7 protein-coding genes are annotated in these 11,428 nt (G+C 67.8%); all 7 read right to left on the bottom strand.

What is annotated here, in order from left to right; genetic code table 11:
• Positions 1–21: 21 nt before the first annotated feature.
• Entirely contained in the window at positions 22–2,436 is a 2,415-nt protein-coding gene (locus NX778_RS23450) for a GH92 family glycosyl hydrolase (protein ID WP_258814232.1), read from the bottom strand.
• Positions 2,437–2,450: 14 nt separating this feature from the next.
• The gene (locus NX778_RS23445; protein WP_258814231.1) at positions 2,451–3,866 is read right to left on the bottom strand and encodes a glycoside hydrolase family 47 protein; all 1,416 of its coding nucleotides are present in this window, start codon (positions 3,864–3,866) and stop codon (positions 2,451–2,453) included.
• Positions 3,863–4,789 (bottom strand): carbohydrate kinase family protein, encoded by a 927-nt coding sequence (locus tag NX778_RS23440; protein WP_258814230.1) that lies wholly within the window; start codon positions 4,787–4,789, stop codon positions 3,863–3,865. The genes NX778_RS23445 and NX778_RS23440 overlap by 4 nt, the downstream gene beginning before the upstream one ends.
• Complete coding sequence (locus tag NX778_RS23435) at positions 4,782–5,996, bottom strand: AGE family epimerase/isomerase (protein WP_258814229.1); 1,215 nt, start codon at positions 5,994–5,996, stop codon at positions 4,782–4,784. The genes NX778_RS23440 and NX778_RS23435 overlap by 8 nt, the downstream gene beginning before the upstream one ends.
• Positions 5,997–6,018: 22 nt before the next feature.
• Positions 6,019–7,005, bottom strand: a complete 987-nt coding sequence (locus NX778_RS23430) for a LacI family DNA-binding transcriptional regulator (protein ID WP_258814228.1) — start codon at positions 7,003–7,005, stop codon at positions 6,019–6,021.
• 189 nt (positions 7,006–7,194) lie between these two features.
• Complete coding sequence (locus tag NX778_RS23425) at positions 7,195–9,870, bottom strand: beta-mannosidase (protein WP_258814227.1); 2,676 nt, start codon at positions 9,868–9,870, stop codon at positions 7,195–7,197.
• A complete protein-coding gene (locus NX778_RS23420) occupies positions 9,834–11,354 on the bottom strand; it encodes a tryptophan halogenase family protein (protein WP_258814226.1) in 1,521 nt (506 codons plus the stop codon). Before NX778_RS23420 ends, NX778_RS23425 begins: the two co-directional genes overlap by 37 nt.
• Positions 11,355–11,428 lie beyond the last annotated feature (74 nt).

The raw sequence follows: 11,428 nt of genomic DNA, 5'->3' as shown, positions 1-11,428 counted from the left end.
TCAGCCACTGCGGCCGCCCTCTTACGGGGCGATGCCGGCCGGCGCGTGCGGCAGGTCACGCGCATGCGTGCCCCAGCCTGCCGGATCCGCCTGCGTCGTGAGGCGGTATTCCAGCTTGCCGGCGGACTGCAACTGCTCCCAGTCCAGCCAGACGCGCGACAGCGGACGGCCATCCCAGCTCACCGACTGCACGAAGCGGCGCTCGCCCGGCTTGGCTTCCGGCGCGTCGATGCGCAGCGTGCGCCCGTTCGCCAGGTCGATCTCGGCGTGGGCGAAGCGCGGCGCGTGCAGCAGGAAGCGGCCGCTGCCCGGCGCGTCCGGGTACAGGCCCAGGGCGCTGAACAGGTACCAGGCCGACATCGTGCCCAGGTCGTCGTTGCCGGTCACGCCGCTCGGCCCATTGCCGAACAGCGTCTCCGCGGCGCGCAGCACGGTGGTGGTCTTCCACGGCTGGCCCATCAAGGTGTAGACCCATGGCGCGTGCAGGTCGGGCTCGTTGTTCGGATTGTAGCGGAACTGGCTGTAATAGCTGTACGGACCCACCACCCACGACTTGCGCACCGCCTGCGGATCGGCCGCCAGGGCGTCGAAGTCGAAGAATAGGTCGAGGCGGTGCAGCGCCTGCGCGGGGCCGCCCATCGCGGCGGCCAGGCCGGGGATGTCCTGGCGCACCAGCCACTGGTACTGCCAGGCGGTGCCCTCGTGGAAGCCGCGCTCGCCGCGCGGATCGTAGCTGCCGTTCACGTCGCTGAACCAGCTGCCGTCCAGCAGGCGCGGACGCGGGAAGCCGTGCAGCCCGGTCGGAGCATCGACCACGCTGGCGTCCCACAGCTTGCGCCAGTTGAGGGCGCGCTGGTCCAGCAGGTTGGCGTCGGCGGTGTGGCCCAGTGCGCGCGCCATCACAGCCAGTGCGCCGTCGGCCAGCGAATACTCCAGCGTCGCCGAAGCGCCGTGGTGCGGGTCGGTGTCCATGCCTTTCGAGACGAAGGCGCGGTCATACTGCACGAAGCCCTGGCTCAGGTAGCTCGGATTGCCGGAGCGGCCCTGCGCGCGGATCTGCTCCGGCGGCACGCCGAACGCGTTCTGGCGCAGCGCGGAGTAAGCCTCGGCCTCGCGTCCTTTGAGCGCGCCGTAGCGCCACAGGTCGACCAGGAACGGCGTGACCGGATCGCCGGTCATCACATTGGTCTCGAAATTGGCATAGCCCCAGCGCGGCAGCCAGCCGCCCTGCTCGCGGATCTTCAGCACCGAGTTGGCGATGTCGCGCGCGCGTTGCGGGCGCAGCAGCGCCAGCATCTGGTTCTGGGCGCGGTAGGTGTCCCACAGCGAGAAGAACTCGTAGTAGATCCAGTCCTTGGCCTTGTGGATCGCGTTGTCGTAGCCGCGGTAGCGGCCGTCGGCGTCGCTGCCGGTGGTCGGCTGCAGCAGCGCGTGGTACAGCGCAGTGTAGAACACGGTGCGGTCGTCATTGCTGCCGCCGTCGATGCGCACGCTGCCCAGTTCGCGCTTCCAGTCCGCCTGCGCCTTGGCGCGCATGGCGTCGAAGGTGACCGGCCGGCCGCCGGCCATGCCGTCCGCCTTGAGGTTGTTCAGTGCGCCCTCGGCATCCACGTGCGAGATCGCGCTGATCGCGGTGACCGCGGCGCCGCGCTTGAGATCGAAGGTCAGCCAGACGCCATGCGGGCGGCTGTCGCCCTGCTGGCTCGGGCCGTTCGCGCCGGGGAAGCCGCCGCGGTCGTCCCAGATGCCGTGGGCGGTGAAGGGCTGGTCGAACACGATGCGGAACCAGGTGCTGTACTGGGCGCCGCCGCAGAAGCTCCTGGTGGTGATCTTGCCCTCGACGCTGTGGTCGTCGACTACGCGCACCTCGCTGCCGACCACCGAATGGCGCTCGTTGGCCTGGCCCAGGTTGAGCAGCACGTTGCCGCTGGCGGTGCCGGGCGCGAAGGTGTAGCGCTCGGCGGCGGCGCGGCTCAGGGCCGTCGCTTCGGCCGTGATGCCGCCGTAGCTGGTCAGGCGCACCTTGTAGTAGCCGGCCTGGCCGACCTCGCCCTCATGGGTGTAGGCCGCGGCATAGCGCTTGTAGTCGAAGCTTTCCGGCTTGGCGGTGTCGAAATCGCCGCCCGGTCCGATGCGGCCGGTCACCGGCAGCACCTGCAGCTGGCCGCCCTGCTCCCAGCAGCCGGCGCCCGAGAGATAGGAATGCCCGAAGCCGCGGATGCGCGCATCGCTGTAGCGCCAGCCGGCGTAATGCTCGCCGGTGGGGCCGACCTGGATCATGCCGAACGGGGCCGACGCGCCGGGGAAGGTATTGCCTTCGTCCTGGGTGCCGATGAAGGTGTTGACGGGCATGTCGCCCGGCGCCGCCGCCGACACCGGCAGCACGATCGCCGCCAGCAGCGTGCACAGGATGCGCGAAGTGGAGAACGCGGTCATGGGTGGCTATCCTTTCAGTGCGCGCTTGGCGCCGGCAGGCGCAGCGGGTGGGCTTCGGTGTTGAAGGTGACGGCGTTGAAATCCAGCGCTTCCTTCGGCGCGAACAGCAGGTAGTAGTACTTGAAGGTCTCGGCGAACACGAAGCTCTCCTCCGAATCTTCCTTCTCCTTGGTGCGCACGTCCTTCACAGCGGCGTAGCCGGTGTCGGTGCGGCAGTAGCGCACGAAGTCCTCGAAGAACTCGCGGCCCATCGCACGGTAGCGCGGGTTGCCGGTGTAGTGGTTCAGGTAGTAGGCCGATTCGATGATCTCCGGACGCAGCGCGTAGCCCGGCGACAGCACCTTCATCTTGGCGTAGTCCAGCGCTTCCGGCTCCAGGCCGTTCAGGCGCCACATGCGCAGGCCCGATTCCTGCAGCGCCTTGGCGCGCGGCAGGTCGCCGCCCAGCGCCAGCAGGGCCGGCATGAAGGCGTCCAGCGCGCCATACTGGGTCTTGATGCGGCGGCCGGTGTTCATGTCGGCGTGGCCGTACCACAGGCCGCCGTTGCGCTTGTCGGCCAGCGCCTTGTTGATGCCGTCGATGCTGTGGTCCCACATCGCCTTGCACTCGTTGTCGCCGAACAGGCGATAGCACTTGTACAGGTACTCGTAGTAGGAGTCGATGCCGCCGCCGATGTGGGCGTCGGTGTTCTCCCACTTGCCGGTTTCGACGTTGATCGCCGAGCCCACCAGGCCGAGCGGCGAGGCGCGGCGGTAGGTCTCGACCAGCGCGCGCTTGGACTTCTCGAAGTAGACCGGGTTGCCGGTCAGGCGGCTCAGCATGCCGAATTCGAGCACCAGGGTGCCGGTTTCGGCCGGGTTGCTGACGTTGCCGCGCACCTTGCCGGTGTGGAGGTTGACGTGGGTGTAAGGCAGGCCGGTGGGGGAATCGAACACCGGCATCAGGCGCTTGGCCAGGTCCTGTGCCTTGTCCAGCAGGCGCTGGTCGCCGGTCAGCTGGTAGGCCGACTGCAGGCCGCCGAGCAGGCGGATGGTGATCTCGAAGTTTTGGACGTACATGTCCTGGTCGAAGTCCAGCTTGGCCGCGATCAGTTCGCGCGCCTCGTCGGCTTCATCCTTCAGGCCCATGATCACCAGCGTGTCCAGCGCATCGACGGGCGTCATCAGCAGCGAGTGCTCGTACCAGTCGCGCGGCTTCTTGCTGAGCGGGTTGAGGGCGTCGTGGCCCCAGGCGTACTGCTTGTAGCCCTGCCAGGCGTGGCGCATTTCTTCCTTCACACGCTGGGCCAGCGCGGCCGATTCGGCCTCGGTGACCGGCTTGAGCGCAAGCGCGGGCGTTTGCCAGGCGGCTTGCGACAACGCCGGCACCACGGCCAGCATCATGATGCACAGGGCCCGCTGCAGCGGGGCGAAACGGGTACGGCTCGTCATGATGCGTCTCCTTGAAGCTGTTCGAATAATTCATTCATGGCCGCTTGCGGCGGCGGGGTAGCGCCTGCTTGCATGCAGGCGGCCGAACCGGCAGCCAGCGCGGCGTGCAGGTGCGATTGCAGGGGGCGCTGCGGATGACGCGCCAGGCTGTGCAGCAGGCCGGCCACGGCGGCGTCGCCGGCGCCGACCGTGTCGACCACGGTCACGCGCGGCGCCTTGGCGTCGGCTTGCTGCGTGCCGTGGAACAGGCTGGACACGCCGTGCCCGCCGCGCGTCAGCAGGCAGTAGGCATTCGGGCTGGCCGCGCGCAGGCGCTGCAGCGCTTCCTCCAGCGGGACGCCGGGGAACAGGCCGCGCAGGTCGTCATCGGAGACCTTGATCACGTCGGCCAGCGCGGCCATGCGCTGCAGGACCGGCGCATAGCTCTCGCCCATCAGGTTGCGGAAATTCGGGTCGTAGCTGATCGACACGCCCTGGGCCTTGAGCTGCCCGGCCAGCGCGACCAGCTTGGAGGCCAGCGGCTCGCGCGCCAGGCTGATGCCGCCGAAGTGGGCCCAGCGCAGCGCGCTCGACCAGCCTTCCGGCAGCGCCGCCGGGTCGAAGTGCAGGTCGGCGCTGTCGACGCCGATGAAGAAGTAGCGCGGCGGCTCGCCCTGCTCCACCACGGCCAGCAGCGGCGAACGGTCGACCCGCTGCAGCAGGCGCAAGTCCAGGCCGACCGCTTCGCTGGCCGCCCACAAGGCGTCGCCGAAGCGGTCCTGGCTGATGGCGCCGGCGAAGGCGGTGCGTTCGCCCAGCGCGGCCAGCGCGCGCGCCACGTTCCATACCGAGCCGCCGACGCGGCTCACCCAATGTTCCTCGCCCTGGTGGATCAGGTCGGTCAGCGCCTCGCCGGCGCACAGCATCAGGGGCGCGTCATGCATGGCCGTCCCGTCCCAGCACGCTCACGATGTCGTAGCAGGCGCCCATCGTGTGATAGTCGACCTTGCCGGCCGGGCTCTTCTCGTCGGAGAGCTTGCGGTTCTCGCGGTCGAGGATGCGGTACCAGGCGCCGTATTTGTGGTCGACCATGTGGGTCCAGCTGTATTCCCACAGGCGCTGGTACCAGTCCCAGTACTCCTGCTTGCCGGTGCGCTCGGCCAGCATGGCGGCAGCAGCCGCGCTCTCGGCCTGCACCCAGAAATACTTGTGCGGATCGCACACGGACAGGTTCGGCGCCAGCGAATAACACACGCCGCCGTGCATCTCGTCCCAGCCCTTTTCCAGCGCCACCGTGAACAGGCGCTCGGCGGTCGGCAGCAGCCAGCCCAGGTCCTTGTCCAGCACCGCGCCGCGCGCTTCCAGCTGGACCAGCAGCTTGGCCCACTCGGTGAAGTGGCCCGGCTGGTAGCCCCACGGGCGGAACAGGTTTTCCGGATCGTCGATATTGAATTTCCAGTCGGGCTGCCACTGGGCGTCGTAGTGCTCCCAGATCAGGCCGCCGCAACGGGCTGCCTGGCGCTGGGTGATGTTCTGGGCGATGGTATAGGCGCGCTCCAGGTAGCGTTTCTCGCCGGTGGCCTGATACGCAGCCTGCAGCGCCTCGCAGGAATGCATGTTCGCGTTCTGGCCGCGATAGCCCGACAGCACGCTCCAGTCCTGGCTGGCTTCATCGGCGTACAGGCCGGCCTCGGCATCCCAGAAATGGCGCTCCATCAGCTCGAAGGTCTCGGCGATCCACGGGCGCGCCTCTTCCAGCCCGGCCATCGTGGCGTGGGCATAGGCCAGCAGCACGAAGGCCTGGCCGTAGGCGTGCTGGGTGCCGTCCTCGACCTTGCCGCCGTCCAGCATCCAGGCGTAGCCGTCGCCGTCGGGCGCGCGGTGCGCCTCGCGCAGGAAGCGCAGGGCTTGCTTCAGCCCGTCCAGGTAGGCCGGCTCCTGGAAATGACGGTAGGCCATCGCATAGGTGAACACGTAGCGCGTGCTGCTGACCAGGTGGCGATGGGTCTTGTCGTAGACGGTGCCGTCGTCCTTGAAATAGTGGAACAGGCCGCCGGCGGGATCGATCGCGCGCGGGTGGTAGAAACGCATGGTGTGGCGCGCGTGGTCGAGCAGCACGGCCGGGCTGCGGAAATTCGGGAAGTTGGACATTGATGATTTCAGGGTTAGGGCACTAGTCGTCGCAGCTGCTTTCGCGCACGATCATTTCGACTGGCAGGGTTATCTGGGCTTGGTTTTCTTCGGAGGCCTGGAGCAGCAACTCGACGCCGGCGCGGCCGAGCGCTTCCTTGTCCACGCGGATGGTGCTGAGCGGCGGGATGGCGGCGGCGGCGGCGCCAATGTCGTCGAAGCCGACAATGGCGATGTCATACGGGATCTTCATGCCCTCGTTCAGGCAGTACTTCATGGCCGCCAGCGCGGTGCTGTCGTTGTAGCAGAACACCGCATCGGCGCGCCGCGGCAGCGACAGCAGGGTGCGCATGGCTTCCGCCACGCCTTCGTCGCCTTCGCCCATCGACGGCACGATGACTTCCAGGTCCGGATCGGCATGGACCTTGGCATCGAACAGGGCCTGGCGGAAGCCGCGGTTGCGCTGCTGGATGCTGTAGTGGGCCATCGAGCCGGACAGCATGGCGATGCGCTTGCGGCCGCAGCGCAGCAGGTGCTGGGTAGCCAGGTAGCCGCCGCGCATATTGTCCGGATTGATCGAGGTGAAGCCACGCCGCTGCATGTCCACCAGCACGATCGGCTTGCCGACCGTCTGCAGGGCCGCCAGCACTTCCGGCTCGAAGAAGCCGGCGCAGACGATCGCATCGGGCTGGTGCAGGCGGATCTGGCCCAGCACCGGCTCGGCCGGGCCGACCGCGATGAAGGACAGGGCCACGCCCTCGCGCCGGCAGGCTTCTTCCGCCCCGTGCAGCACTGGCGAGTAGAACGGGCTCGACGCGAGCGTGTTGTGCTGGCTGTGCAGCAGGAAGGCGATGCGGCGGATGCGGCCTTTCTTCAGCTGGGCGAAGTCGTAGCCGAGGCGCAGGGCGGCATCGCGCACCTTGCAGCGGGTCGCCTCGGTCATGCCGGCCTGGTTCTTCAGCGCCCGCGACACCGTGCCGATCGAGAGGCCGGTGACTTCCGCGATGTCGCGCAGCGTGACGTCGCTCATGGCTGCGCCCCTCTGCGACGAGGCGAAATCAAGTGCATGAAATGTCTCCAGTATTCGGTTTTAATAAACGCTTGTGATGCGTTTTTTCCGGCGTCCGTCGGGGCTGATTTTCCCCTTGTCCGCTCAATGGCTAAGTTTTATCCCAGCCATATTTGAGCGTCAATCAAACTTAGTAAAACAGGGCCTTTTTTAGCGCGTTTTAGTAAACAGGACGTCCGCCAGTGAACGCAGGCTCAGCGATTTCTGCAACGTTTCCAGGCTCGCTTTCGTCGTGACGTGCAGGGTCACGCTTTCGCCCGGCAGCAGGGTCATGGCGTTGTCGGAGACCTCGGCATCCACATCGCCGAAGTCGATCCAGACGGCGCGCGCCAGCTTGTCCGCATGCAGCTCCAGCGCGTAGCCGCTACCGTCACGCCGCCACTGGGCGCGCAGGCCGGGGTCGCGCCACGGCATGTCCTTGGCGGCCTTGAAATACACCACGCCGCGCGAGGCCGGCTCGCCCGCCAGCCGCAACTCGAACACGGCGACGGTGGACGCGGGATCGGCATTGCCTAGAAGGTCGGCGTCGGCATAGGTCGCCGCCGCGGTCGACGACAGTGGCGCCAGCTCGACCGGCTTCTTCTCATCGCGCAGGACCTTGCCGTCCAGGCCGATCACGCGCAGGCGCAGCTCGCCGCGCAGGGGCCTGGTGCGGTCGTTGAGCAGGCTGACCGTGGTCTTGCCGTCGGCCCCGCGCAGGGCGGCCACCGCGACCGGCGCGTAGAAGCGGCGCGCGTGGAACTGCAGCGCCTTCCAGCGCCCGAACCAGTCGACACTGGACCACGAGGCGCCCGGCCACACGTCGTTGAGCTGCCAGTACAGCGAACCCATCGTGTATGGCCGGCTGGCGCGGTGGTGCAGCGCGGCCAGTTCGATGCCTTCGGCCTGCGCGGCCTGGCTCAGGTAGACGAAATCGGCAAAATTCGTCGTGGCGCCAAACTCGTAGTCCACGTACTTCATCAACCGCTCGTTGCCCTTGCCGGCCAGGAATTTCTGGTGCGCCTCGATGACCGGCGTGGCCAGGCCCTGGTCCTCGCGCTTGGCGAAGGCGTCGATGGTGCGCTGGGATGGCCAGGCCTGCAAACCGTACTCGGACATGAAGCGCGGCGTGATCTCCAGGTATTTCACCGGCGGGTATGCCGGATTGCCCCACACTTCCCAGTAGTGCATGTCGCCGCTGGCCGGCGTGTTGGCGACCTCGGCCAGGTCGTCGCTGGGCGAGCTGGCCCAGTAGGCGATGCCGCCGCCCTCTTCCGCCACCACCTTGCGCAGGTCGGCGCCGAACAGCTGCTTGTAGCCGTTCCACACCTTGGCCGCGAAGGCCGGATCGGCCGCGGTCAGCTCCTTGCCGGCGCCCCAGTACTTCCAGGCGATCTCTTCCTCATTGTTGCCGCACCACAGCGCCAGGCTGGGATGGTTGCGCAGGCGCCGCACATTGTCGCGCGCCTCGGCCACCACATTGGCGCGGAAGGCGTCGTCGTAGGCGGGCGGCATGCCGCCGCCGAACATGAAGTCCTGCCACACCAAGAGGCCCAGCTCGTCGGCGAGGTCGAAGAAATCGTCGCTCTCGTAATAGCCGCCGCCCCAGCTGCGCAGGAAATTCATGTTCGCGTCGCGCGCCGACTGCAGCACCCGGCGCAGCTGCGCCTTGGTGACGCGCGGCTGGAACATGTCGAAGGGGATGCTGTTCGCGCCCTTGGCGAACACCGGGATGCCGTTGACGGCAAAATAGAAGCTGCGCCCCTTGTCGTCGGGATCGCGGCGCAGCTCGATGCTGCGCAGGCCCGTGCGCGCGCTGGCGCCGGCGATGGCGGCCTTGCCGTCGGCGACCTCGAGCTCGTAGCGGTACAGCGGCTGGGCGCCGTAGCCGTTCGGGAACCAGCGTTGCGGGCGGTCCACGTGCACCGGCAATTCGGCGCGGTTGGCGCCGGCATGCCATTGCACGCGCTGCTGCGCCGCCAGCGTGCGCTTGCCGTCCGGGGCGGTCTGCCACAGGCGCAGCTCGTAGGCGCCGTCGCGCACGGCATCGGCCGTCACGGCGGCGGCGATGTCGGCGCGCGCCGCGTCGACGTGGTCCTGGCGCAACTGCAGCTTGTCGATGCGCACCTGGTCCCAGCTTTGCAGCACAACCGGCTTCCAGATGCCGGCAGTGACGTAGCGCGGGCCCCAGTCCCAGCCGTAGTGGTAGCCGGGCTTGCGCACGAAGTTGGCGGTCATCGCGTCCTTCGGCTCGTCGCCGTAGGGCGAGGGGTAGTTGCCGAGCAGCTTGTGCGGCATCGCCTGCACCTGGGGCAGCAGCTTGGCGATCGGCGAGCGCAGCACGATGCGCAATTCATTGCCCTTGGCGCGCAGCTTGCCCTGCACCGGCACGCGCCAGGTGCGGAAGGCGTTGTCGGCGTCCAGCACCTTGGCGCCATTGAGCCAGACTTCGGCCAGGGTATCGAGTCCTTCGAACACCAGGTCGTTGCGCGCGTCCTTCAGCGCGGCCGGCGGCGCATCGAAGCGCGTGCTGTACTCCCAGTCGCCCAGGCCGATCCATTGCAGGCCCGCTTCCGGCGCGCCGACGTAGGGATCGGGGATCAGCTTGCCGGCGAACAGGTCGGTATGCACCGTGCCCGGCACTGTGGCCGGGTGCCAGGCGGCCGCTTCCGGATGGGCGGCCTGCTGGGCGTTGCCGGGCAGGAGGCGGAAGGTCCAGCCCCTGTCGATGACGACGTCGCCCGCCACGGCCGACGCTGCGGCTGCGGCCAGGACCAGTCCCAGGAACAGCCGCGCGAAGGGGCGGCCCGTCATGGCGCGGGCGCCTTCCAGTAGCGGTCGATCCATTCCGCATGCGTCGGCATCGAAGCCACCGCATGTTCCAGCATCTGGCGCGTGCCCTCGACATAATCGAGCAGGCGCCCTTCCGGAAGTTCGTCCACGATCGGGTGGTAGCTTTGCGGCACGATGCGCTGGCCCAGCATCACCTGCACCCAGCTCGGCAAGGCGAAGAAGTCTTCGCCATTGCGGAAGTAGCGGCCGTCGCTGCGGAACAGGTCGATCGCCTCGCGCAGGGTGTCCGGAATGTCCATGGTGCGGCAATAGTCCCAGAACGGCGTGTCGTTACGTTCGGTGGCGTTGTAGTGCAGGATCAGGAAGTCGCGGATGCGCTCGTACTCGAAGGCGGATTCGCGGTTGAAGCGCTCGGCCAGCAGCGGATTGAAATCCTGCTTCGGGAACAGGCTCAGCAGGCGCGTAATGCCCGACTGCGCCAGGTAGATGCTGGTCGATTCCAGCGGTTCGAGGAAGCCGCTGGCGAGGCCGAGCGCCACCACGTTCTTGTTCCAGAATTTCTTGCGCATGCCGGTGACGAAGCGCAGCGGGCGCGGCTCGCCCAGCGCCTTGCCGTCGATATTGGCGAGCACGGTCGCCACCGCCTCGTCGTCGCTGCAGTACTTGCTCGAATAGACGTAGCCATTGCCGGTGCGGTGCTGCAGCGGCACCCGCCACTGCCAGCCGGCCGCCAACGCGGTGGAGCGCGTGTACGGGGTGATGGTTTCCAGCTTCTCGCTGGCCACGGCCATCGCGCGGTCGCACGGCAGCCAGTGCGACCAGTCGACGTAGCCGGTTTCCAGGGTCTGCTCGATCAGCAGGCCGCGGAAGCCCGAGCAGTCGACGAACAGTTCGCCGCCGACCACCTGGCCCGATTCCATGGTCACCGATTCGATGAAACCGTCGTCGGCGCGCTGCTGCACGCTGACGACCTTGCCTTCGATGCGCTGCACGCCGCGCGCCTCGGCCAGCTCGCGCAGGTAGCGCGCGTACAGGCCGGCATCGAAGTGGTAGGCGTAGGCGATGTCGCCCAGCGGCGAATCCGGCCCCGCATTGCGGTCGCCGGGCGCGAATTTGCCGCGTGGCGCCATCATGGTCTGCGGTGAATAGTCGCCGATCGGCCCCGCGCGCCCCGCGAGGCGCAGCTTGAGCCAGAACTGGTGGAAAGGCAGCGGCCCGAGCGAGCGCCCGATGGCGCCGAAGCCGTGCAGGTAGGAGTCGCCGATGCGGCCCCAGTGATTGAATTGGACGCCGAGCTTGATCGTGCCCTGCGTGCGTTTGACGAACTCGGCTTCGTCGATGCCGAGCATTTGTCCGTTGAATTGCCTGATGTGGGGGACGCTGGCCTCGCCGACGCCGACGATGCCGATTTCCTCGGACTCGACCAGGCGGATCGTGGCGCCCTTGCCGAGGTAGGTTGCAAGGGCCGCGGCGGCCATCCAGCCCGCGCTGCCGCCTCCGATGACGGTGATATTGCTGATCCGCTTGTGCTTGTCCATTGCGCCGTCCAAAGAAAAGACGGCTTTGCCAGGAGGGCGGGCAAAGCCGTTGAAGACACCTCCCCACCCCGGCG

This window comes from Massilia terrae, assembly GCF_024753145.1.
Lineage (GTDB): Bacteria > Pseudomonadota > Gammaproteobacteria > Burkholderiales > Burkholderiaceae_D > Telluria > Telluria terrae.
Note: the sequence above shows the minus strand (reverse complement) of the source record. Positions and strands in the feature narration are given on the sequence as shown.